A 22,530-nucleotide genomic window follows, 5' to 3' on the forward strand; every position below is an offset into this window, starting at 1 on the left:
TTGCTTTACGAGAAGAACAACAATATGAAACCAGTCATCGCCCTTGTCGGACGTCCCAATGTGGGCAAGTCCACCCTGTTCAACCGGATGACCAAGAGCCGGGACGCCATCGTGGCCGACTTCGCGGGTCTGACCCGCGACCGCCACTACGGCGACGGCCGTCTGGGCAACCGCGAGTTCATCGTTATCGATACCGGTGGCTTTGAGCCTGACAGCACCACAGGCATCGTCAAGGAGATGGCCAAGCAGACGCGTCAGGCCGTGGCCGAGGCGGATGCGGTGATTTTTGTGGTCGATGTGCGTCTGGGTTTGTCCGCCCATGACTCCGACATCGCCCGCTATCTGCGTCAGGCGAACAAGCGCGTCTTCGTGGCCGTCAACAAGGCCGAGGGCATGACCGAGTCGCCCTTGCTGGCCGAGTTCCACGAGTTGGGCATGGGCGAGCCTCATCCCATCTCGGCCGCACACGGCCAAGGCATTCGAAGCCTGCTGGACGCGGTGCTGGAGCCCTTCGAGTTTGAAGAGGGCGACGAGATTGCCGATGGTGCGCCCGATGGCGTGATCCGGCTGGCCGTGGCCGGCCGCCCCAATGTGGGCAAGAGCACGCTGATCAACACCTGGCTGGGTGAAGAGCGCCTGGTGGCCTTCGACATGCCCGGCACCACGCGCGATGCGATCTCGGTGGATTTCGAGCGCAATGGCCAGAAGTTCCAGCTGATCGACACGGCGGGTCTGCGCCGCAAGGGCAAGGTCTTTGAGGCCATCGAGAAGTTCTCGGTGGTCAAGACCTTGCAGGCGATTGCCGATGCCAATGTCGTGCTGCTCTTGCTGGATGCAACCCAGGGCGTGTCCGACCAAGACGCGCATATTGCGGGTTACATCCTGGAAAGCGGTCGCGCTGTGGTGCTGGCCGTCAATAAATGGGATGCCATCGACAGCTATCAGCGTGAGCAGCTGCAGCGCTCCATCGAGCAGCGTCTGGCCTTCATGAAGTTTGCGCCCATCCACAATATCTCGGCCCTGAAGCGTCAAGGTCTGGGGCCCTTGTGGGGCGCGCTGGCGGATGCTTACTCATCGGCCTACAAGAAGATGACCACGCCGGTGCTGACCCGCCTGATCCAGGAAGCGGTCGAGCACCAAACGCCCAAACGCAGCGGACACTTCCGCCCCAAGCTGCGTTACGCCCACCAGGGCGGCATGAACCCACCGCTGGTGATCGTGCACGGCAATTCGCTGGAAGGTGTGACCGAGGTCTACAAGCGCTATCTGGAGGGCCGCATCCGCGCCCACTACAAACTGGTCGGCACGCCCATGCGTATCGAGATGCGCTCCTCGAAGAATCCTTTCGACGACAAGGACTGACTCTAACTCCTCATCACAGGGCCGCACGCCCTGCGACCCTGTGTTAAGGTGGATCCCGTATCCCTCTCAATCCCTCTCACAACACGGAGCATATCGTGAGCAATAAAGGCCAACTCCTGCAAGACCCCTTCCTGAACCTGCTGCGCAAAGAGCATGTTCCGGTCTCCATCTACTTGGTCAACGGCATCAAGTTGCAAGGCCATATCGAATCCTTCGATCAGTACGTTGTGTTGTTGCGCAATACCGTCACTCAGATGGTTTACAAGCACGCCATCTCGACGGTCGTGCCGGGTCGTGCCGTGAACTTCCATACGGCTGACGCTGCGGACGACGCAGCCTGATAGGCATTGCGGGCGATGTGTGCCACCCGGGCTTTTCCAAGGCAGCGCTCAACAGGCTGATCGGAAGAAAGGTTCGGGGGCTCTTGAATGCCGGGTTGAATCAAAGTACTTGATTTCAACCCAACCAGCCCATCATTTGCTACACCTTGAGTTCTTCCCCTATCTCTCATCTCTCTTCCGCGACGCCGCCCTCTGAGGCGGCGCGCGCCATTCTCGTCGGCGTTGATTTCGGCCGCAGCAACAAGTCGGTGGGCAGTTTTGACCCCACGCTGGACGAGCTGGCTTTGTTGGCCGAATCGGCCGGCGACACGCCGGTGGCTCGCGTCATCGCACGCCGCCAGGCTCCCGATGCCGCTTTGTTTGTCGGTTCGGGCAAGGCCGATGAAATCAAGCTGCTGGTGCAGGCCCACCAGGCGCACACCGTGCTTTTCGATCAGGCGATCTCGCCCGCGCAGCAGCGCAATCTGGAGCGAGTGCTGGGCGTGCCGGTGGCCGATCGCACGGCCCTGATCCTTGAGATCTTTGCCGCGCGCGCCCAAAGCCATGAAGGCAAGCTGCAGGTCGAGCTGGCCAGGCTGCAATACCTGGCCACCCGCCTGGTGCGACGCTGGAGCCATTTGGAGCGCCAAAGCGGCGGCATCGGCATGCGTGGCGGCCCAGGTGAGGCGCAGATCGAGCTGGATCGCCGCATGATCGACGATCGCATCAAGACCATCAAAGACAAGCTGAAGAAAGTGCAGCGCCAGCGCAGCACCCAGCAGCGTGCGCGCAGCCGCAACGGCGTGTTTCGCGTGTCCTTGGTGGGCTATACCAATGCGGGCAAGTCCACGCTCTTCAATGCCTTGGTCAAGGCCCGGAGCTACGCGGCCGATCAACTCTTTGCCACGCTGGACACCACGACCCGCTCGCTCTATCTGGAGCAGGCCGGCGCCAGCGTGTCGCTGTCGGACACGGTGGGCTTTATCCGCGATCTGCCGCACAAGCTGGTCGAAGCCTTCCGCGCCACGCTGCAAGAGGCGGCCGATGCCGATCTGCTGCTGCATGTGGTGGATGCCGCCTCACCGGTGCTGGATGAGCAGATGCTGGAAGTGGAGCGGGTGCTGGAGGAAATCGGCGCCGCCGACATTCCGCAAATCCTGGTCTACAACAAGCAAGACTTGCTCGAAGAGGACCAGCGTCCGCGCGAGCCCATGGACTGGCTGGAGCGCCCAGGCCAGGGCGGTGGCGGTGGCTTGCGGGTGCCGCGCGTCTTTGTCAGTTCCTTGGACGGCAGCGGCCTGGATTTGCTGCGTGAACAGATCGTCGTGGCTATGCAACGTGCGCCTGGCGACATCAATCCCCTTGCCAACGATCCGCGTGGCTTGAAAATCCAGGAGGCCCCCCCAGTTGAAGGGGGGGACTTCGAAACCGAAGAAAACCCCGGTGCTGTCTCGCCTGGCGAGGCCGCCGATTTACCGAAAACACAGGCATGAGCATGAATACCTTTGAGCCCGTGAGCCGCGAGCGGCCGATGAAAAGCCCCGTTGGCGGGCAGATGAAGTCAGTGGCGGCCGCCGCGCAAGCCTTGGCCGCGGGCGCGCTGTTCAAGCTGATGCCCAGTGGCTGGCGTGCCGGTCGTTTGCTGAACAATGGCCGCAACGATGGCCCGCCCGATCTGGATGAGCTGTGGCGTGATTTCAATCGCAAGCTCTCCGGCATGTTTGGCGGCAAGGGCGGCGGCAATGACAACGGCGGCCCCAACCAAGGCGGCCCCAACAGCGGCGGCAACAACTTCCAGCCCGATATGAAGAGCGCCGGCATCGGCGCTGCGCTGATCGGTGGCGTGGTCTTGCTGGGTTGGCTGGGCAGCGGCTTCTTCATCGTGCAAGAAGGCGAGCAGGGCGTGGTGACCTCCTTCGGCAAGTACAGCCGCACGGTTGAAGCCGGTTTCCAATGGCGCCTGCCTTATCCCTTTCAGGCGGTTGAGGTCGTTTCGGTGACCCAGCTGCAGCAGGTGGAAGTGGGTCGTGCCGTCGTGGTGCCGGCCTCCGGCCTGCGTGACTCCTCCATGCTGACGCAGGATGAGAACATCGTCGACATCCGCTTCACCGTGCAATACACGCTTAAGAATGCCCGCGACTATCTGTTCGAGAATCGCAATCCCAACGAAGCCGTGGTGTTGGCGGCGGAGTCTGCCGTGCGCGAGATCGTGGGTAAGAGCAAGATGGACTCGGTCTTGTATGAACAGCGTGATGCCATCGCGGTGGATTTGGCTAAGTCGGTGCAGGCCCAGTTGGACAGACTGAAGACCGGCATCCTGGTCAATAGCGTCAATGTGCAGAACGTGGCGCCGCCCGAGCAGGTGCAGGCCGCGTTTGACGATGCCTTCAAGGCCGGCGCCGACCGTGAGCGCCTGAAGAACGAAGGCCAGGCTTACGCCAATGATGTGATCCCCAAGGCCCAAGGTACTTCGGCCCGTTTGATCGAGGAAGCCGAGGGCTACAAGTCCCGCGTGGTCTCGCAAGCCGAGGGTGATGCGCAGCGCTTCAAGAGCGTCTTGGCCGAGTATCAGAAGGCGCCCGCGGTCACGCGTGATCGCCTCTATATCGACACCATGCAGCAGGTTTACTCCAATGTCAGCAAGGTGATGGTGGACAGCCGCAGCGGCTCCAATCTGCTGTATTTGCCCTTGGACAAGCTGATTCAGCAGACCGGTGCGGGCAATGTCACCGTGACCGCGACCCAGCCCACACCGGTGCAGCCGGAAAGCCCGGCGCCCAGCACCGGTAGTAACGACATTCGCTCCCGCGACGGCCTGCGCAGCCGCGACGGACGCTGAAGAATCCGGGAGAAATTTCAATGAATCGTCTTGCTGCCATTGCCGTTGGCGTCCTTATTGCATTCATGGTGGCCAGCTCTACGCTGTTCATCCTGGATCAACGCCAGTTCGCCGTTGTCTACTCTTTGGGTGAGATCAAGGAAGTTGTGACCGAGCCCGGTCTCAAGTTCAAGATGCCGCCGCCGCTGCAAAACGTGGTCTTCCTGGACCGCCGTGTGCAGACCCTGGACAGCCCCGAGTCGCGCCCCATCTTTACCGCCGAGAAGAAGACCCTGGTCATCGACTGGCTGGTGAAATGGCGTGTGGCCGAGCCTCGCCAGTTCATCCGCAATAACGGCGCCAATATGCGTAACGTTGAAAATCGACTGAGCCCGGTGGTGCAGGCCGCCTTCAACGAAGAAGTCACCAAGCGCACCGTCTTGGCCGTGCTGGCTACCGAGCGTGAGAAGGTGATGAACGATGTGCGTGCTCGTCTGGTCGACGAGGCCAAGCAGTTCGGTATCGAAATCCTGGACGTGCGCATCAAGCGGGTGGACTTCGCCGCCAATATCACCGACTCGGTCTACAATCGCATGAAGTCCGAGCGTTTGCGCGTGGCCAATGAAGCCCGCTCCACCGGCGGCGCCGAAGGCGAAAAGATTCGCGCCGATGCCGATCGTCAGCGCGAAGTGATCGTGGCCGAAGCCTATCGCGATGCGCAGAAGATCAAGGGTGAGGGTGATGCCAAGGCGTCCGCCATCTACGCCGAGTCCTTCGGTCGTGACCCGCAATTCGCGCAGTTCTATCGCTCGCTGGAAGCCTATCGTTCCACCTTCCGCAACAAGTCGGATGTGATGGTGCTGGACCCCAACAGCGAGTTCTTCAAGGCCATGCGTGGCAATAGCGCCGCGCCCGCTGCCCCAGCGCGCAAATAAGGTCTTGCGCATGAGCGAAGCCAAGGGGAGGGGCCGTGTCGTCTGATCAGATCTTCGCGGCCCTGGCCTTGATGCTGGTGATCGAGGGCTTGCTGCCCTTGATCAACCCGACGCTGTGGCGCCAGGTCTTTGCTCGCATGCTGGCCATGACGGATGGACAGATCCGCTTCGTGGGTCTGTCCAGCATTCTGGCCGGCAGCCTGCTTTTGCTCTTCGCGCTTTGAATTGACCTTGGCTTGATGCCTCGCTGAGGCGCGAATTGAGGCTCTGTCAAGCGCCTCTTGAGGGCCAAGTCTTGCCCGCGCGACGCCACGATCTGCTGTGGCCATCGGGTTTTTGATCGCGGCCCGGTACAATGCCGTTTTTAACCGCTTGCGAAAATTCTCATGGCCTCTGCTTGGTTGCTGCCCGAGCATCTCGCTGACGTACTGCCCTCCCAAGCGCGCCGCATCGAAGAGATGCGCCGTGAGTTGCTGGATATGGCGCGCACCTATGGTTGCGAGTTGGTCATGCCTCCGCTGTTGGAGCATCTGGAGTCCTTGCTCTCCGGTGCCGGCCACGAGCTGGATTTGAAGACCTTCAAACTGGTCGATCAACTCTCCGGCCGCTCTCTTGGTCTGCGTGCGGATACGACGCCGCAGGTCGCGCGCATCGACGCTCACCTCTTGAACCGTGCCGGCGTGACCCGCCTGTGCTACTGCGGCCCGGTTGTGCATACCCGTCCTTCGGGTCTGCATGCCACCCGTGAGCCCTTGCAGTTCGGCGCCGAAATCTATGGCCATGCAGGCCTGGAAGCCGACCTCGAGGTGCAGGAGATGGCCTTGGAAGTGGTGCGCCGCGCCGGCCTGAAAAACCCGACCCTGGATCTGGGCGATGCCCGTCTGGTGCGCGGTGTGCTGGGTGATGTGGCCTTGAGCCCCGCTGAATTGGAGGCGGTCATCGCGGCCCTGGCGACCAAGGATCCGGTGGCCTTGCAGGCCATGGGCTCGGTCCTGCCGGCCGAGGTTTTGAGCGGCCTGCAGACCTTGCTGACCCTGTATGGCGGTGTCGAGGTGCTGGCGCAGGCGCGGGCCCAATTGCCGGCCCATCCTGCCATCCATGCGGCTCTGAATGATTTGCAATGGCTGGCCGAGCATCTGCAGCAGACTCACCCGGAGGTAAGTCTGAGCTTTGATCTGGCGGACCTGGTGGGCTATGCCTATTACAGCGGTGCGCGTTTTGCCCTGTATGCGGCCGGTTCCAGCGATGCCATCCTACGCGGTGGCCGTTATGACGAGGTGGGCGCCGTGTTTGGCCGGCGCCGCCCCGCCGTGGGCTTCAGCCTGGATCTGAAGACCTTGGTGGCCCTGACGCCCGACAAGGGTTTGCGCGCCGCCGTGCGTGCGCCCTGGGGTGGTGATGCCGCCCAGCGCGCGGCCGTGCGCGCCCTGCGTGAAGCAGGCGAGACGGTGGTGTGTGTGTTGCCTGGCCACGAGCATGAAGGCGACGAATTTGAGTGCGACCGCGAATTGCTGCGTGTCGGCCAAGAGTGGGTGCTGCGCGCGCTGTGAAAGCGCGCCGGCTGCCCTGACCCATTTTTTTGATCATCGGAATGAGCAAGATGAATAGCGAAATCTCCCGCGGCCGCAATGTGGTGGTGGTTGGTACCCAGTGGGGTGACGAAGGCAAGGGCAAGGTCGTGGACTGGATGACCGATCACGCCCAAGGCGTGGTGCGCTTCCAGGGCGGCCACAACGCCGGTCACACCTTGGTGATCAAGGGCGTGAAGACGGCTTTGCAGCTGATTCCCTCGGGCATCATGCGCGACGGCGTGGCCTGCTATATCGGCAACGGCGTGGTGGTCGATCCGACCCATCTGTTGAGCGAGATCGAGCGCCTGGAAAAAGCCGGTGTGGAAGTGCGTTCGCGCCTTTTCATCAGCGAGTCCTGCCCGCTGATCCTGCCCTTCCATGTGGAAGTGGACAAGGCGCGTGAAGCCCTGCGTGAAAGCAGCGGCAGCGGCAAGATCGGCACCACCGGCAAGGGCATCGGCCCCGCCTACGAAGACAAGGTGGCGCGCCGTGCCCTGCGCGTGCAGGACCTGAAGCACCCCGAGCGTTTCGCCAAGAAGCTGCGCGAGTTGCTGGATCTGCACAACTTCGCACTGTCGGGTTATCTGAATTCCAAGGCGCTGGAGTTCCAGCCCATCTTCGACCAAGCCATGAAGATGGCCGAGTTGATCAAGCCCATGATGGCCGACGTCGGCTACATGATTCACAAGGCTCATTTGGCCGGTGCCAATATCTTGTTCGAGGGCGCGCAAGGCACGCTGCTGGACATCGACCACGGCACCTATCCTTACGTGACCTCCAGCAACTGCGTGGCCGGCAATGCCGCCGCCGGCGCTGGCGTGGGCCCGCAAATGCTGCACTACATGCTGGGCATCACCAAGGCCTACACGACCCGCGTGGGTTCGGGCCCCTTCCCGACCGAGCTGGAGTGGGAAAAGGAAGGCACGGTGGGCTATCACCTGTCTACCGTGGGCCAGGAGAAGGGCACCGTCACCGGTCGCGCCCGTCGTTGTGGCTGGTTCGATGCCGCGGCTTTGAAGCGTTCGGTCATCATCAACGGCATCACCGGCCTGTGCATCACCAAGCTGGACGTGCTGGACGGCCTGACCGAGATCAAGATGTGCGTGGGTTACGAGCTGAATGGCCGTCACTTCGACATCTTGCCTTTGGATGGCGACGAGATCGCGGCCTGCCAGCCCATCTACGAAACCTTTCCCGGCTGGACCGAGACCACCTTCGGCGTGACTGCCTGGGACAAGCTGCCCGAGAACGCACGTCGCTATCTGGAGCGCATCAAGGAAGTCATCGGCGCGCCGATAGACATGGTCTCCACCGGCCCCGACCGCGAGCACACCATCGTGCTGCGCCATCCCTACCAGGGCAGCAAGGCCTGAGCCTCTGAGGCAAAGGTCGGCTGGCTTTTTCATACCAAACAGGAGTTCTTCACTATGTTGACCGACGACGGCAAGCATTTGTACGTGTCTTGGGACGAGTACCACATGCTCACTGAACGCCTGGCGCTGAAGATTCATGCTTCGGGCTGGGAATTCGATCAGATTCTCTGCCTGGCGCGTGGTGGCATGCGACCCGGCGACGTGCTGTCGCGCGTTTTTGACAAGCCGCTGGGCATCATGTCCACCAGCTCTTATCGCGCCGAGGCCGGCACCATCCAGGGCCGCCTGGACATCGCCAAATACATCACCATGCCCAAGGGCGAGTTGGCCGGCCGCGTGCTGCTGGTTGACGATCTGGCCGATTCGGGTGTGACTCTGAAGGCCGTGGTCGAGCGTCTGCGCGGCATGCCCTCGATCTCCGAGCTGCGCTCGGCCGTGATCTGGACCAAGGGCGTCTCCAGCTACACGCCGGACTATTATGTCGAGATGCTGGACACCAGCCCCTGGATCCACCAGCCCTTCGAGGAATACGACGATATGCGGCCGGACGCCCTGGCCAAGAAGTTCGTCGTTTGATTCGTACGCGCAAAGGCCAGCCTGACTTGATGCCAGTGCAAGCACTTGCCGAATGAATCGCCACAAGCCGACCGCATGCCAATGCCGTCGGCTTTGTTTTTGCCCGCCGATTTGTTGCGCTCGCCCGCCGCCCAGAAAAAAATATTTTCACCAGGGCTCGCATTTGCTCAGCGGCGCGCTGGCCACAAAGCAAAATGCCTGCATGTCAGTGAACAAGCAGGCACGAAAAATCGATTCGGCAATGACAAAGGCCGATATCTTTCGATATCGGCCTTTGAAAAATTTGGTGCCCAGGAGAGGACTCGAACCTCCACGGAGTTACCCGCTAGTACCTGAAACTAGTGCGTCTACCAATTCCGCCACCTGGGCAAGGTTCAAAACAAGCTCTTTCGAATTTGTTTTGACGTTTCAGGAAAGAGAAGGATTCTATCATCAAAAACTTTAAGAACGCAAGCGAGTCGCCGCAAACAGGTCCTGCGCTGCTCAGCGAGGTCGATGGCACCCTGCAAGGTCATCGTGACGGCCACGGTTTTCTGCTGCCCGATGCGGGCGCGCAAGACATTTATCTGGCGCCGCAGGAGATGAATGCCGTCATGCACGGCGACCGCTTGCGCGTGCGAATCACGCGTTATGACAAGCGTGGCCGACCCGAAGGACGGGTGCTGGAAATTCTGGAGCGCAAGAAAAAGCCCATCATCGGGCGCCTGCTGCTGGAGTCCGGCATCTGGTTGGTCGCGCCGGAAGACAAGCGCATGGGCCAAGACATCTTGATCCCCAAGAACGGTACCTCCAATGCGACCGCCGGCCAAGTCGTCGCGGTGGAATTGATCGAACCGCCTTCGCTGTACTCGCAGCCCGTGGGACGTGTGGTCGAGGTCTTGGGTGAGATCGATGACCCCGGCATGGAGATCGAAATCGCGGTGCGCAAATACGATGTGCCCCATCGTTTCAGTGCCGAGACTCTGGCCCAGGCTGCCAAGCTGCCCGAGAAGCTGCGCGCGGTGGACTTGAAAGGGCGCATCGATCTGCGCGATGTGGCCTTGGTCACCATCGACGGTGAAGATGCCCGCGATTTTGACGATGCGGTCTATTGCGAACCGCACAAGCAGGGCCGAGGCAAGACCGCCTTCAATGGCTGGCGCTTGCTGGTCGCGATTGCCGATGTGAGCCACTACGTCAAGCCCGGCGACCCGCTGGATGCCGATGCTTACGAGCGCGCAACCTCGGTCTACTTCCCGCGCCGGGTGATCCCGATGCTGCCGGAGAAGCTGTCCAACGGGCTTTGTTCTCTGAACCCCTACGAAGACCGACTGTCCATGGTCTGCGATATGTTGGTGAGCGAGACCGGTGAGGTGCAGGCCTACCAGTTCTATCCGGCGGTGATCTGTTCGCACGCCCGCTTTACCTACAACGAGGTGGCGGCGATTTTGGGCAATACCCATGGGCCCGAGGCCGCCAAGCGCCGCGAGCTGGTGCCGCATCTGCTGCATCTGCACGAGGTTTACCGCGCCTTGCTGGCCGAGCGCGGCCGCCGCGGTGCCATCGACTTCGACACCACCGAGACGCAAATCGTCTGCGATGACAATGGCCGCATTGAGAAGATTATCCCGCGCACCCGTAACGAGGCGCACAAGCTGATCGAGGAAGCCATGCTGGCCGCCAATGTCTGCGCCGCCGACTTCATTGCCGACGCCAAACATGGCTCGCTGTTCCGTGTGCACGAGGGGCCCACACCCGAGAAGCGCGTGGCCTTGCAAGCCTATCTGCGCGCCCTGGGTCTGGGCCTGGCGATCAGCGACAACCCCAAGCCCAAGGAGTTCCAGGCCATCGCCGCGGCGACCAAGGAGCGCGTCGACGCGACGCAGATCCATGCCATGCTCTTGCGCTCCATGCAGCAGGCGGTCTACACCTCCGCCAACGCGGGGCATTTTGGCCTGTCCTACGAGGCTTACACCCACTTCACCAGCCCGATCCGGCGTTACCCAGACCTCTTGGTGCACCGTGTGATCAAGGCCTTGTTGAGCAACAAGCGCTATCACCTGGATGCCGGCAAGATGGCCGTGCCCATGCCGGCCAAGCGACCCGGTCGCGCTCAACCCATAGACCCTGCCAAGGCCAGCACCGAGCTGGAGCGCTGGGAGGTCGTCGGTGCCCACTGCAGCGCCAACGAGCGCCGCGCCGACGAAGCCTCGCGTGACGTCGAGGCCTGGCTCAAGTGCCGATACATGCGCGAGCATCTGGGCGAGGAGTTTGCCGGCACCGTCAGTGCGGTCACCAGCTTCGGCCTGTTTGTGCAACTCGACGCGCTGTTCGTCGAAGGCTTGATTCACATCACCGAATTGGGTGGCGAGTACTTCAAGTTCGACGAGGTGCGCCAAGAGCTGCGCGGCGAGCGCACCGGCATTCGCTATGCCACCGGCGCCAAGGTGCAGGTGCAGGTCAGCCGGGTCGATCTGGATGCCCGCAAGATCGATTTCCGCCTGGTGCAGGACAGCGAAGAGGCCAAGCTGATCGCTCGTGCCCAGCGGGACAAGGCCGGGTTGCCGCCGACGAATCGCGCCGCGATGACGGCCGTCGAGGCTCTGGAGGAGGTGCGCCGCAATGACCGCGAGGTGAAGAAGAGTGCGGGCAAGAAGTCGGGCAAGCCGGCTCGGCGTGGCGCCAAGCCGGCGGGTGCTGCATCGGCCGCACCGGCGGCGCATCCGGTCAAGGCGGCACGGCAGGCCGCGCGGGGCAAGACGGCGTCCAAATCGGCCGCGGGCAAGAAGCGCTGAAGCTCTTCCTGTTTAAGGCAGGCTCAGCGCCTGCCTGAGCTCGTGCATCTGCTCGATCAAATCGGCGGCGCGCAGCGGGCCCGCGCGCCGTGCGTCAGCAGCGCGCCCATGCCAGTAAACGGCCGCTGCGGCGATGGCTTGTGGGTCTTGTTTGGGGGCTTGGGCCCATAGGCCTGCGAGCCAGCCCGCCAGAACATCGCCGCTGCCGGCCGTGGCCAAGGCGGCATTGCCGCTGCTATTGATCAGCAACTCGTCGCTGCGCGCCGCGGCGACCAAGCTGCCCGAACCCTTCAGCACCGCATAACAGTCAAAGCGATCGGCCAGGGCCTGGGCTGCGCTCAGTCTATCGGCCTGGACCTCGGTCGTGCTGATGTTCAGCAGGCGTGCGGCTTCGAGCGGATGGGGCGTTAGCAGTGTGGGCAGACCGCGCGCCGCGCGTTGGCGCAAGGCCTCTTGCAGTGTGGGGCTCAGGCTGAGGCTGTTGAGCGCGTCGGCGTCCAGCAGCAGGCGCTCGCTGTGCTGCAGCAAGGCGGCCAGCTCTGGGGCGATGGCGCTGCCGCCGCCGCAGCCGGCCACCACGGTCAGGCTTTGCCAGCCCTCGCTGCTTTGCAGGCGCTGCGGTGGCATGAGCATCAGCTCAGGGCGTTGGGCATCGGCGTCCTCGGTGAGGGCCGTGGAGGTGTTGAGAAAGGTCAGAAAAACCCGGCCCGCACCTGCCGCCAATGCGGCGCGGCCGGCCAGGCGGGCCGCGCCGCGCATGCCTGGCGCGCCGCCCATCACCAGCACATCACCTTGACTGCCTTTGTGTGCCGTGGCTGGGCCGGGCCGTAGCCAGGCTTGCAGACAGTCCTGGCCCAGCCAATGCGCATCGGCCATCTGGCTGGGTGTGAGGCCTAAATCATCGAACCAAAGCTCGCCACACAGGGCGCGCCCCTGGCCGGTGAGCAGGCCGGGCTTGAGGTTCAGCAGGCAGAGCGTGTGCTGCGCCTGCAGCACGGCCGAACCCTTGGCGCAGCCGCTGTCGCCCGAGAGGCCGCTGGGCAGGTCGATGGCCAGCTTCGGCGTGCTGAGTCGGTTCAGCAGGCTGATGGCGCCCTCCAGTTCGCTGGAGCCGGGGCCTTGAGTGGCGCCCAAGCCCAGCAAGCCGTCGACGATGAGGCCTAGGTGCTCGGGTGGACTCAATTCTGCGCGAATCACGACTCCCGCCGCCTGCGCTTCGGCCAAGGCCTGGCGCGCGTCGGCAGGGCCATCGGCTTTGGCGCCGATGAGGCTGACCGTCACTTTTCGCCCCAGGCCATGCAGCAGGCGGGCGGCGACCAAGCCATCGCCGCCGTTATTGCCGGGCCCGCAAACAATCCAAATCACGCGGCCTGCGTCGGGCTGCAAAGCCATCGCCAGTTTGGCCACGCTCGCGCCGGCGCGGGCCATCAGTTGCATGGGGGCGCTGGCCTGCAAGGCCTGGGCTTCGATGGCCCGGCTGCTGGCCACGCGGTAGAGCGGGAGTGAGTGCGAGGGGGCGCTGAGTTTGATCACGGCGGACCTTGGCTGGGGCGAGTTTGCCTCGCAGCTTAGCCCAGGCGGGAGATCTCCAGTCCGCTGATGTCGGGGATGTCGCTGCCCGCTTGCTGGCCGCCGATCTGGCTGCGCAGCACAGCGGCGGCGCCGCAGGCCAGGGTCCAGCCGGCCAGGGCCGAGGACTCTTGCGCCAGGTTCAGCCAGATGCCTGTGCGCCCGCTGTCACCCAGCACAGGCAGTTCATCGGCCAGATGGACCTGGCTGCCGGTCCATTGCAAGACCTGGCCGGACTGCATGGAGCCGGGGAACCAGTCGTTCAAGACCTTGTGCAGCAGGGCGGTGGTGGGAGCTTTGATTTGACCTTGGCCGTCCTCGATCTCGCCGCTGAACTTGCCGCTCAGGCTCAGGCGCACTCGCTGGCCCAGGCGGCTGATGCTGACGCCGCTTTGCTGGTCCAGCAGGGCGGCTTGCGGGCCGAGGTGCGGGTGGGCCTCCAGCTGTCGCAACGGTGCGGTGATGGAGCAGGCGTGCAGCCGTGTTGTCGCCAACTTCAGGCCCAGGGATGCTAATAGCTCGGACGCGCCGGTGCCGGCGCAAACCACGATGGCATCGAAGCTGTCTTGCTGAGGGCCGGGTGTCGCGGGTCGGGTATCACCGGCTTCGCGCTTGTCCATGCTTTCGCCAGGGCGTGAGGCAGGGCCGGCTTGTTCGATGGGCGGCGTGTACTCATGCACCAGGCTGGCCTGCTTGCCCGGCGTGATGCTGCGCACCGTTGTGTGGAAGCGAAATTGCGTGCCCAAGCGCTGCGCTTCCAGACGCAGCAGGTGGGCAAACTGGCGGCAGTTGCCGACCTCGGCCTGGGGCAGATGGACACCGGCTTGCAGGGCCTGCTCCGGGTTGAGGCCGGGCTCCAAGGCCAGGCATTGCGCGCTGTCTAGCAGCTGTGGGCGCGCGCCGAACTGCTCCAGCAGATCAAGGCCGGGCTGGACCTGCTTGAGCTCGCGCGCCGTCCTCAGCAGCACCAGCTGGCCTTGGCTGCGCTCGTAGTCCAGTTGCAGGGTCCGGCGCAGAGCTTGCAGGCGCTCCAGGCTGAATTGAGCCAGCTTGAAGAGACGCTGCTGGGTTGCGCTGGCGTCCTTGTCCTTGGCGGCGCGGCGGCGCTTGAGTTGCCAGCCTATGCCGCGGCCCGCGCTCAGGCTGGGCCAGCCGGCGGCCACCCAGGGCAGGCGCAGGGCAGGGGCGATGATGCCGGCGTTGGCGAAGCTGCCTTCGGCGGCCACGCTGCCGCAGCGGTCAAACACGGTGACTTGATGACCGTCGGCGGCGAGTTCATATGCGGTGCAGACGCCGGCGATGCCGGCGCCAATGATGGCGATGCGCATGTTCAGCCCCTCGCCTGCTTGGGCAGCATTGGTGGCCGGTGGCCAGGGCTGCGGCGGGGGCTGGCAGTGGTGCTCTGATCGCGCGGTGAATCAGGGCAGGGAAGGGCTCGCAACTGGCCTTCTCGCAGGCGCTCGGCGGCGCCGCTCAGGTCGTGGGGCATAGGTGGTGTATACTCTTTGGGTTTTGCCGGCGGCTGAAAGCAATATTGCTCAAGCTCAGACTGGTAAATCAATCGCAAACCGGCTATTCGAGAGGTGTTGCTGCTGTTCAGATAAAGCCCGTTGCCTTGACTTCAGTTAAGCAGCGAGCGGATGTGTATCGCAGAGCAATTCGAGCCGGATTTTAGACACAACCTTCGGAGTATTTGAAATGTCCGTCACTATGCGCGAGATGCTGGAAGCCGGCGTCCACTTTGGTCACCAAACTCGTTTCTGGCACCCCAAGATGGCCCCGTACATCTACGGCCATCGCAACAAGATTCACATCATCAACCTCGAGAAGACGCTGCCCGCCTTCGAAGAGGCGATGAAGTTCGTCCGCAATCTGTCGTCCAAGCGCGGCACCATCCTGATGGTCGGCACCAAGCGCCAAGCCCGTGAAGTCGTGGCTCTGGAAGCTCAGCGCGCCGGCATGCCTTATGTCGACCAGCGTTGGTTGGGCGGCATGATGACCAACTTCAAGACGGTCAAGGCTTCGCTGAAGAACCTGAAGGACATGCAAGCTCAGGTCGACGCTGGCACCCAGCCCGCCATCAAGAAGGAAGCGCTGATGTTCCAGCGCGACCTGGCTAAGCTGGAAAAAGACATCGGCGGCATCCAAGACATGGCCGGCCTGCCCGACGCCATCTTCGTGATCGACGTGGGCTTCCACAAGATCGCTGTGGCCGAAGCCAAGAAGCTGGGCATCCCCGTCATTGGCGTGGTTGACACCAACCACTCGCCCGTCGGTATCGACTACGTGATCCCTGGCAACGACGACTCCGCCAAGGCTGTCGCTCTGTACGCCCGTGCCGTGGCTGACGCCGTGCTGGAAGGCCGTGCCAACGCCGGTAACGACGTGGTGCAAGCGCAAGCTCCCGCTGGCGACGAGTTCGTGGAAGTCAGCGAAGGCGCCTGAGTTCTGAACTCCTGCGAAAAAGGGGCTGATTCAGCCCCTTTTTTTTAAAAAATTGATATCAACGAGTCTTGCTCCTGTGTTGTAGGCAAGGCTCACCGAAACCGGAGAATCAAGATGGCTGTTATTACCGCAAGCATGGTTGCCGAGCTGCGTGCTCGTACCGACGCTCCCATGATGGAGTGCAAGAAGGCGCTGACCGAAGCCGAAGGCGATCTGGGTCGTGCTGAAGAAATCCTGCGCGTCAAGCTGGGCAACAAGGCTGGCAAGGCCGCTTCGCGCGTGACCGCCGAAGGCGTGGTCGCTACCGCCGTGGTGGGCAATGCCGGCGCGCTGCTGGAAGTGAACTGCGAAACCGACTTCGTGTCCAAGAACGATGCCTTCCTGGCTTTCGTGAATGCTGTCGCGGGTCTGATCGCTTCGGACGCACCGGCTGACGTGGCCGCCCTGTCGGCACTGCCCCTGTCGCAAGAAGGCTTCGGCCCGACTGTGGAAGATGTTCGCAAGGGCCTGATCGGCAAGATCGGCGAGAACATGACCATCCGCCGCTTCCAGCGCTATGCCACCGGCTCCAAGCTGGCTTCCTACCTGCACGGCACCCGCATCGGCGTGATGGTTGAGTTCGACGGCGACGAAGTCGCTGCCAAGGACGTCGCCATGCACGTGGCCGCCATGAAGCCCGCCGCTCTGTCTTCGGCCGATGTGCCTGCTGAGCTGGTTGAGAAGGAGCGCAAGATCGCTGCCGAGAAGGCTGCCGAGTCCGGCAAGCCTGCCGACATCGTCGCCAAGATGGTTGAAGGCTCGGTGCAGAAGTTCCTGAAGGAAGTCTCGCTGCTGGATCAAGTCTTCGTGAAGGCTGCCGACGGCAAGCAAACCGTTGCCGCCATGCTGAAGGACAAGGCCACCACCGTGAAGGGCTTCACCCTGTACGTGGTCGGCGAAGGCATTGAGAAGAAGGTGGACGACTTCGCTGCCGAAGTGGCTGCGCAAGTGGCTGCCGCCAAGGGGGCTTAAGCCTCTTGTAACAAAAAGGGCGCCTCTCGGCGCCCTTTACACTTGAGCCCGCACCTATCGGCCGAATTCACTTCTGGCCGACCTGACCCGCCCCACAAAGGCTGCGATGACGGGGTGCTGGCGCTCAGAGAATTTCCCTGCACACCATTGCTCACCCGCAGCTCTTAGAGGTCAATCATGCCCGCGCTCAAACGCATTCTGCTCAAACTCTCCGGCGAAGCCCTGATGGGCGACGACGCCTTCGGCATCAATCGCGCCACCATCGTGCGCATGGTGCAAGAAATCAGAGAGGTGACCGAACTCGGCGTTGAGGTGGCGGTGGTCATCGGCGGCGGCAATATCTTCCGTGGCGTGGCGGGTGGCTCCGTCGGCATGGATCGTGCGACGGCCGACTATATGGGCATGCTGGCCACGGTGATGAATTCGCTCGCCCTGGCGGACACCATGCGCCAAGAAGGCATCACCGCGCGCGTGATGTCGGCCATCGGCATCGAGCAGGTGGTCGAGCCCTATGTGCGCCCCAAGGCCTTGCAGTATCTGGAAGAGGGCAAGGTCGTCGTCTTCGCCGCCGGTACCGGCAACCCCTTCTTCACCACCGACACCGCGGCCGCGCTGCGTGGCGCCGAGATCGGTGCCGAGATCGTCTTGAAGGCGACCAAGGTCGATGGCGTTTACACTGCGGACCCGAAAAAGGATCCGAACGCGACGCGCTACTCGCGCATCACATTCGATGAAGCAATCACCAAGAATCTGCAGGTCCTGGACGCGACGGCTTTCGCCCTGTGCCGCGACCAGAAGCTGCCGATCCGCGTGTTCAGCATCCTCAAGCCCGGCTCGCTCAAGCGCGTGGTGATGGGTGAGGACGAAGGCACGCTGGTTCACGTTTGATTTGATGGAAGATCAAGGCTGGGCATGGGCCCAGCCCAGGATCAGATCAGGAATTTTTGAGAAGCATCATGAGCATTGCAGACATCAAGAACAACGCCGAAGTGAAGATGGCCAAGTCGGTCGAGGCGCTTAAGAACGAGTTGCACAAGATCCGCACCGGCCGTGCCCACCCCGGCATCTTGGATCAGGTGAGCGTGGACTACTACGGCTCCCTGGTGCCCATCTCGCAAGTGGCCAATGTGACCTTGCTGGACGCTCGCACCATCAGCGTGCAGCCCTGGGAAAAAGGCATGGGCGCCAAGATCGAGAAGGCGATTCGCGAGTCTGATCTGGGCCTGAACCCCGCTTCGCAAGGCGAGTTGATCCGCGTGCCCATGCCGCCTTTGAACGAAGAGCGTCGCCGTGACCTGACCAAGGTCGTGCGCAATGCCGGCGAAGACGCCAAGATCGCCGTGCGCAATCTGCGCCGCGAAGCCAATGAGCAAGCCAAGAAGCTGACCAAGGACAAGCTGATCAGCGAGGACGACGAGCGCCGCAGCCTGGACGAGGCCCAAAAGCTGACCGACCGCACCATCGCCGAAATCGACAAGCTGATTGCGGCCAAGGAAGCCGAAATCTTGGCGGTCTGAGCGGAATAGCCCCCGAGTGAGCACCGATCAGAGAACGGTTCCCCGCCACGTTGCCATCGTCATGGATGGCAATGGGCGCTGGGCCAAAAAGCGTTTCCTGCCCCGTTTCTTTGGCCACAAGCAAGGCGTCGACGCCTTGGTCAAGGTGGTGCAGGCCTGTATTGATCGCGAGATCGAGTACCTGACGGTGTTCGCCTTCTCGTCCGAAAACTGGAAGCGCCCCTCCGACGAGGTCTCCGGCCTGATGGGCTTGGTGCTGGCCGCCGTCTCGCGCTACCTGGCCCGCATGGGCTCCATGGGTGTGCGTATTCGTATCGTGGGTGATCGCGATGCGGTCAGCCCCAAGTTGCGCAATGCCTGGAACGAGGCCGAAAGCGCCACCGCTCACAACAGCAAGCTGACCCTGTCGGTGGCCTTCAACTACGGTGGCCGTTGGGATGTGGTGCAGGCCTGCAAGGGCGCGATGCAAGCGGGTGTGCCGCCCGAGGAATTGACCGAGGCACGCTTGTCCGAGTTCATGGCCATGAACTATGCGCCGGACCCGGACCTCTTCATCCGCACCGGCGGTGAGGTGCGTATCAGCAACTTCCTGCTCTGGCAGGTGGCGTATACCGAGTTTGTCTTCTCCGACTGCCTCTGGCCCGAATTCGGCGACGCGCAGTTGGATGCGGCCATCGAGGCCTTCCGCGAGCGTGATCGGCGCTTTGGCGGTGTTAAAGAAGCACCGGCTGTCATAGCGGGCTAATTGCTCTCCTGGCGAGGTAAGGCTTTTCATGCTGAAACAACGCATCATCACGGCCTTGGTGCTGCTGGCCGTTTTGCTGCCTGCCGTGTTCGTCGCCAACCCTTGGCCTTTCGCCCTGCTAACGCTGCTCTTGATCGCAGCGGCCGGTTGGGAATGGGCCAAGCTCAATTCAACGACGGCCTCGCCGCGCTGGCTGCCCGCAGTGTTCGGTGCAGGCGTGGCCTCGGCCTGCGCCATCACCCTGCTGGGGCACGGCCTGCAAGCCCCGCCCGATTGGTGCTGGTGGCTGGCCGGCGTGGTCTGGGTGGCCGGTGGCTCCTATGCCTTGCGCGGCGGCCCCAAAGCCTGGCCCCATGCCTCCAGCGGCCTGCGCTTGGCGCTTGGCGCCATCGTCTTGTTTGCCGCCTGGTTGGCCATGGCCCAAGCCAAGGCCATGGGCACCAACTTCTTGCTCTCCATCTTTTGCCTGGTCTGGATGGCCGATGTGGCCGCCTATTTCGGCGGGCGTGCATTTGGCCGCCGCAAGCTGGCGCCCTCCATCAGCCCCGGCAAGAGCTGGGAAGGTGTCTGGTCTGGCATGTTGGGCGTGATGCTGCTGGGCGTGCTTTGGGTCCATGGCTTGGAAGAACATTTCGTGTTCGATTCCCCCTCACTCTTCATGCTGCTCAAGCGCCAAGGCCTGATCGTCAGCCTCTTGGGCCTGCTCTTCTTGAGCGCCATGAGCGTGGTGGGTGATTTGTTTGAATCCTTGATCAAGCGCGCCGTTGGTGCCAAGGACAGCAGCCAGCTGCTGCCCGGCCATGGTGGCGTGCTGGACCGAGTCGATGCCTTGCTGCCGGTGTTCCCGCTGGCCCTGGCCCTGAGTTCGCTGTGAACTCTTTCTGAATTTCTTGTGTGGCCCCGCCTGCTCCCATGACCACTACTTCATCCAGCCTCCAGGCCTCGCAAGTTCCCCAACGCCGTCAGCGCATCTGTGTGCTGGGCTCGACCGGCTCGATTGGCGTCAACACGCTTGACGTGCTGTCCCGCCATCCCGAGCGTTACGAGGTCTTCGCGCTCTCGGCCATGAGCCGAGTCGAAGACCTGCTGGCCCAATGCCTGCGCTGGCAGCCGCGTTTTGCCGTCATGCCCGCTGCTGAGCCTGCCGCGCGCCTGCGCGTGTTGCTGCGCGAACAGGGCAGCCGCACCGAGGTGCTGGACGGCGCCGATAGCCTCTCGCAGATCGCTGCCCACCCGGATGTGGACATGGTGATGGCCGCCATCGTCGGCGCCGCCGGGCTCTCGCCCTGCCTGGCTGCGGCCAAGGCCGGCAAGCGACTGCTGCTGGCGAATAAGGAGGCCATCGTCGTCGGTGGCGCTTTGTTCATGCAGGCGGTGGAGCAGGGCGCTGCGACCTTGCTGCCCATCGACAGCGAACACTCCGCCATCTTCCAATGCCTGCCCGAAGACCGCAGCAGCTGGGCCCAGCGCATCGACCACATCGTGCTGACCGCCTCGGGCGGCCCCTTCCGCCAGCGCGACCCGTCTACCTTGGCCGAGATCACGCCCGAGCAGGCCTGCGCCCACCCCAACTGGGTGATGGGCCGCAAGATTTCGGTGGACTCCGCCACCATGATGAACAAGGCCTTGGAGGTGATCGAGGCGCGCTGGTTGTTCAATCTGGCGCCCGAGCAGATCCGGGTGCTGATTCATCCGCAGAGCATCATTCACTCCATGGTGGTGTGCCGCGATATGTCGGTGCTGGCCCAGCTGGGCACGCCGGATATGCGAGTGCCCATCGCCTACGGCCTGTCCTTCCCGGAGCGAATTGAGGCCGGGGCCAGCCGATTGGAGCTGGAAAAGCTCGCGGCCCTGAGCTTTGAGGAAGCCGATGAGAAGCGCTTCCCAGGGCTCTTCCTGTCCTGGCGTGCCCTGCGCGCGGCCGAGGGTTCGACCGCTGTCTTGAATGCGGCCAACGAGGAGGCCGTCGAGGCTTTCTTGAACAAGCGCCTGCGCTTCGATCAGATCCACCGTATCAATCTGCAATGCCTGGACGAGCTGCCACCCCAGGCCGGTGAATGCGCCAGTGTGGAAGGCTTGCTGGGCCTGGACGCGCGCGTGCGCCGCCATGCGCAGGGCCTGATTGCTGGGCTCTCTGCATGAGTACCTTGTTGGCCTTTCTCGTCACGCTGGCCGTGCTCATCGTGGTGCATGAGTATGGCCATTACCGCGTGGCGCGTGCCTGTGGCGTCAAGGTGCTGCGCTTCTCGGTCGGCTTTGGTCGCGTGCTGTGGCGGCGTCAGGCGCATCCCGACGCGACCGAATTCACGCTCTGCGCCATTCCCCTGGGTGGCTATGTGCGCATGCTGGACGAGCGCGAAGGGCCTGTGCTGCCGGCCTTGCGCGAGCAGGCCTTCAACAACCGCCCCCTGCGTCAACGCGTGGCCATCGTGGCGGCCGGCCCCTTGGCCAATTTGCTGCTGGCGGCCCTGCTGTTCGGGGCGGCCAACTGGACCGGCATGTCGGTGCCCAAGGCCGTGCTGGGCGCGCCGGTGGCGGGTTCCTTGGCCGAGCGCGCGGGCATGCAGGCGGGGGACTGGGTGCAAGCCACATCCAAGAACGGGCAGGACTGGTTGGACACCGGCTCCCTGCTCGATCTGCATGAACAAGTGGCCGCAGCCCTGGCCCAGGGCGAAAGATTGCACCTGAGTGTGAGCGATGCTAAGGGCCATGGTCGGCGTGAATTGCTGCTGGATACCGAGAGCTTGAAGGGCGCCGAGATGGACGCCGGTCTGAGCGCCAAGCTGGGCCTGGGTGGCCCCTTCAGCGAGCCGGTGCTGGGCCGCATCTCTGCCGGAGGTGCCGCCGAGCAGGCAGGGCTGAAGGAAGGCGATCGAGTGTTGGCGGTCAATGAGCTTGCGGTCCAAGACGCCGCCAGCCTGCGCCAGCTGATCCGTGCCTCCGGCAGTACGGGCGAGGTGCAGGCCCAGCTGTGGCGGGTGCAGCGCGGCGCTGAGACGCTATCAATCGAGGTACGCCCCAAGCTGGTCAGCGAAGCGGACAAAGAGATCGGCCGCATCGAAGCCCTGGTGGGCGCCGCGCCCGAGATGGTGATGCAGCGTTACGGCTTTGTTGACGGCTTGTGGCGCGGTTTTGAGCGCACATGGGATGTGTCCTGGATGACGCTCAAGGTCTTCGGTCGCATGCTGATCGGCGAGGCCTCGCTGAAAAATCTGAGCGGCCCCTTGACCATCGCCGAGTACGCCGGGCAGTCCGCCCGCCTAGGTCTGGCGCACTATCTGGGCTTCCTGGCCTTGGTCAGTGTGAGCCTCGGGGTGCTGAACCTGCTGCCACTGCCCATGCTCGATGGTGGACACCTGATGTATTATCTTTTCGAGGGTTTGAGCGGCCGCCCCGTCTCGGAGTGGTGGCAAACGCAGCTGCAGCGCGCAGGTGCGTTGATCCTGATGCTGATGATGGCTTTAGCCCTTTCCAACGACGTGGCCCGCTTGACGGGTCTGCATTGACTCTATCT

The 22,530-nt window shown here is 63.1% G+C and carries 21 protein-coding genes and 1 tRNA gene; 18 read left to right on the forward strand and 4 right to left on the reverse strand.

What is annotated here, in order from left to right:
- Positions 1-24: 24 nt before the first annotated feature.
- The 9 genes from der (at position 25) to DBR47_RS01150 (ending at position 8,955) form a co-directional block, all read left to right on the forward strand.
- Complete coding sequence (gene der, locus DBR47_RS01110; protein ID WP_124446158.1) at positions 25-1,362, forward strand: ribosome biogenesis GTPase Der; 1,338 nt, start codon at positions 25-27, stop codon at positions 1,360-1,362.
- Positions 1,363-1,457: 95 nt separating this feature from the next.
- Positions 1,458-1,703, forward strand: a complete 246-nt coding sequence (gene hfq / locus DBR47_RS01115; protein ID WP_058720384.1) for an RNA chaperone Hfq — start codon at positions 1,458-1,460, stop codon at positions 1,701-1,703.
- A gap of 161 nt (positions 1,704-1,864) precedes the next feature.
- Positions 1,865-3,175, forward strand: a complete 1,311-nt coding sequence (gene hflX / locus DBR47_RS01120) for a GTPase HflX (protein ID WP_370454857.1) — start codon at positions 1,865-1,867, stop codon at positions 3,173-3,175.
- Positions 3,176-3,294: 119 nt separating this feature from the next.
- Positions 3,295-4,521 (forward strand): FtsH protease activity modulator HflK, encoded by a 1,227-nt coding sequence (hflK, locus tag DBR47_RS01125; RefSeq protein WP_231512101.1) that lies wholly within the window; start codon positions 3,295-3,297, stop codon positions 4,519-4,521.
- Between the two features lie 20 nt (positions 4,522-4,541).
- On the forward strand, positions 4,542-5,435 hold the full coding sequence (gene hflC, locus DBR47_RS01130; protein ID WP_124446159.1) for a protease modulator HflC: 894 nt from the start codon (positions 4,542-4,544) through the stop codon (positions 5,433-5,435).
- A 35-nt stretch (positions 5,436-5,470) separates the two neighbouring features.
- Positions 5,471-5,659: a DUF2065 domain-containing protein gene (locus tag DBR47_RS01135; protein WP_124446160.1), complete on the forward strand. Its 189-nt coding sequence runs from the start codon at positions 5,471-5,473 to the stop codon at positions 5,657-5,659.
- A gap of 162 nt (positions 5,660-5,821) precedes the next feature.
- On the forward strand, positions 5,822-6,985 hold the full coding sequence (locus tag DBR47_RS01140; protein WP_124446161.1) for an ATP phosphoribosyltransferase regulatory subunit: 1,164 nt from the start codon (positions 5,822-5,824) through the stop codon (positions 6,983-6,985).
- Positions 6,986-7,035: 50 nt separating this feature from the next.
- Positions 7,036-8,379: an adenylosuccinate synthase gene (locus tag DBR47_RS01145; protein WP_197046801.1), complete on the forward strand. Its 1,344-nt coding sequence runs from the start codon at positions 7,036-7,038 to the stop codon at positions 8,377-8,379.
- 54 nt (positions 8,380-8,433) lie between these two features.
- The gene (locus DBR47_RS01150; protein WP_058720380.1) at positions 8,434-8,955 is read left to right on the forward strand and encodes a phosphoribosyltransferase; all 522 of its coding nucleotides are present in this window, start codon (positions 8,434-8,436) and stop codon (positions 8,953-8,955) included.
- 284 nt (positions 8,956-9,239) lie between these two features.
- Here the strand turns inward: DBR47_RS01150 and DBR47_RS01155 are convergent.
- Positions 9,240-9,324, reverse strand: a tRNA-Leu gene (locus tag DBR47_RS01155).
- A 5-nt stretch (positions 9,325-9,329) separates the two neighbouring features.
- Positions 9,330-9,554, reverse strand: a complete 225-nt coding sequence (locus DBR47_RS24805) for a hypothetical protein (protein WP_231512068.1) — start codon at positions 9,552-9,554, stop codon at positions 9,330-9,332.
- Between DBR47_RS24805 and rnr the strand changes: the two genes are divergently transcribed.
- Positions 9,459-11,729 (forward strand): ribonuclease R, encoded by a 2,271-nt coding sequence (gene rnr / locus DBR47_RS01160; protein ID WP_231512103.1) that lies wholly within the window; start codon positions 9,459-9,461, stop codon positions 11,727-11,729. The two genes, DBR47_RS24805 and rnr, sit on opposite strands and share 96 nt — an antisense overlap.
- Before the next feature lie 12 nt (positions 11,730-11,741).
- Here the strand turns inward: rnr and DBR47_RS01165 are convergent, their stop codons facing one another.
- Together DBR47_RS01165 and DBR47_RS01170 are read right to left on the reverse strand one after the other, a co-directional pair.
- Positions 11,742-13,262: an NAD(P)H-hydrate dehydratase gene (locus DBR47_RS01165; protein WP_231512069.1), complete on the reverse strand. Its 1,521-nt coding sequence runs from the start codon at positions 13,260-13,262 to the stop codon at positions 11,742-11,744.
- A 35-nt stretch (positions 13,263-13,297) separates the two neighbouring features.
- Complete coding sequence (locus DBR47_RS01170; RefSeq protein WP_124446163.1) at positions 13,298-14,626, reverse strand: FAD-dependent oxidoreductase; 1,329 nt, start codon at positions 14,624-14,626, stop codon at positions 13,298-13,300.
- Positions 14,627-14,996: 370 nt separating this feature from the next.
- Between DBR47_RS01170 and rpsB the strand changes: the two genes are divergently transcribed.
- From rpsB to rseP, 8 genes are all read left to right on the forward strand, one after another.
- Positions 14,997-15,743 (forward strand): 30S ribosomal protein S2, encoded by a 747-nt coding sequence (gene rpsB / locus DBR47_RS01175; protein WP_124446164.1) that lies wholly within the window; start codon positions 14,997-14,999, stop codon positions 15,741-15,743.
- Positions 15,744-15,857: 114 nt separating this feature from the next.
- A complete protein-coding gene (tsf, locus tag DBR47_RS01180) occupies positions 15,858-16,754 on the forward strand; it encodes a translation elongation factor Ts (protein ID WP_124446165.1) in 897 nt (298 codons plus the stop codon).
- Between the two features lie 177 nt (positions 16,755-16,931).
- On the forward strand, positions 16,932-17,642 hold the full coding sequence (pyrH, locus tag DBR47_RS01185) for a UMP kinase (protein WP_124446166.1): 711 nt from the start codon (positions 16,932-16,934) through the stop codon (positions 17,640-17,642).
- Between the two features lie 68 nt (positions 17,643-17,710).
- Entirely contained in the window at positions 17,711-18,271 is a 561-nt protein-coding gene (frr, locus tag DBR47_RS01190) for a ribosome recycling factor (RefSeq protein WP_124446167.1), read from the forward strand.
- Positions 18,272-18,287: 16 nt separating this feature from the next.
- The gene (uppS, locus tag DBR47_RS01195) at positions 18,288-19,016 is read left to right on the forward strand and encodes a polyprenyl diphosphate synthase (protein WP_255420609.1); all 729 of its coding nucleotides are present in this window, start codon (positions 18,288-18,290) and stop codon (positions 19,014-19,016) included.
- Positions 19,017-19,044: 28 nt separating this feature from the next.
- Complete coding sequence (locus tag DBR47_RS01200; protein ID WP_124446168.1) at positions 19,045-19,890, forward strand: phosphatidate cytidylyltransferase; 846 nt, start codon at positions 19,045-19,047, stop codon at positions 19,888-19,890.
- Between the two features lie 38 nt (positions 19,891-19,928).
- Positions 19,929-21,158: a 1-deoxy-D-xylulose-5-phosphate reductoisomerase gene (locus DBR47_RS01205; protein WP_124446169.1), complete on the forward strand. Its 1,230-nt coding sequence runs from the start codon at positions 19,929-19,931 to the stop codon at positions 21,156-21,158.
- Complete coding sequence (gene rseP / locus DBR47_RS01210) at positions 21,155-22,522, forward strand: RIP metalloprotease RseP (protein ID WP_124446170.1); 1,368 nt, start codon at positions 21,155-21,157, stop codon at positions 22,520-22,522. Before DBR47_RS01205 ends, rseP begins: the two co-directional genes overlap by 4 nt.
- The last annotated feature ends 8 nt before the right edge of the window (positions 22,523-22,530 follow it).

This window comes from Paucibacter sp. KBW04 (assembly GCF_003852425.1).
Classification (GTDB): Bacteria; Pseudomonadota; Gammaproteobacteria; order Burkholderiales; family Burkholderiaceae_C; genus Paucibacter_A.

What these genes read in the sequence shown, in the direction of transcription:
- rseP (WP_124446170.1), top strand. Translation starts at nt 21,155, where the DNA reads ATGAGTACCTTGTTGGCCTTTCTCGTCACGCTGGCCGTGCTCATCGTG.
- DBR47_RS01205 (WP_124446169.1), top strand. Translation starts at nt 19,929, where the DNA reads ATGACCACTACTTCATCCAGCCTCCAGGCCTCGCAAGTTCCCCAACGC.
- DBR47_RS01145 (WP_197046801.1), top strand. Translation starts at nt 7,036, where the DNA reads ATGAATAGCGAAATCTCCCGCGGCCGCAATGTGGTGGTGGTTGGTACC.
- DBR47_RS01150 (WP_058720380.1), top strand. Translation starts at nt 8,434, where the DNA reads ATGTTGACCGACGACGGCAAGCATTTGTACGTGTCTTGGGACGAGTAC.
- rpsB (WP_124446164.1), top strand. Translation starts at nt 14,997, where the DNA reads ATGTCCGTCACTATGCGCGAGATGCTGGAAGCCGGCGTCCACTTTGGT.
- tsf (WP_124446165.1), top strand. Translation starts at nt 15,858, where the DNA reads ATGGCTGTTATTACCGCAAGCATGGTTGCCGAGCTGCGTGCTCGTACC.
- hflC (WP_124446159.1), top strand. Translation starts at nt 4,542, where the DNA reads ATGAATCGTCTTGCTGCCATTGCCGTTGGCGTCCTTATTGCATTCATG.
- hflK (WP_231512101.1), top strand. Translation starts at nt 3,295, where the DNA reads ATGCCCAGTGGCTGGCGTGCCGGTCGTTTGCTGAACAATGGCCGCAAC.
- DBR47_RS01170 (WP_124446163.1), bottom strand. Translation starts at nt 14,626, where the DNA reads ATGCGCATCGCCATCATTGGCGCCGGCATCGCCGGCGTCTGCACCGCA.
- DBR47_RS01200 (WP_124446168.1), top strand. Translation starts at nt 19,045, where the DNA reads ATGCTGAAACAACGCATCATCACGGCCTTGGTGCTGCTGGCCGTTTTG.
- der (WP_124446158.1), top strand. Translation starts at nt 25, where the DNA reads ATGAAACCAGTCATCGCCCTTGTCGGACGTCCCAATGTGGGCAAGTCC.
- DBR47_RS01140 (WP_124446161.1), top strand. Translation starts at nt 5,822, where the DNA reads ATGGCCTCTGCTTGGTTGCTGCCCGAGCATCTCGCTGACGTACTGCCC.
- pyrH (WP_124446166.1), top strand. Translation starts at nt 16,932, where the DNA reads ATGCCCGCGCTCAAACGCATTCTGCTCAAACTCTCCGGCGAAGCCCTG.
- frr (WP_124446167.1), top strand. Translation starts at nt 17,711, where the DNA reads ATGAGCATTGCAGACATCAAGAACAACGCCGAAGTGAAGATGGCCAAG.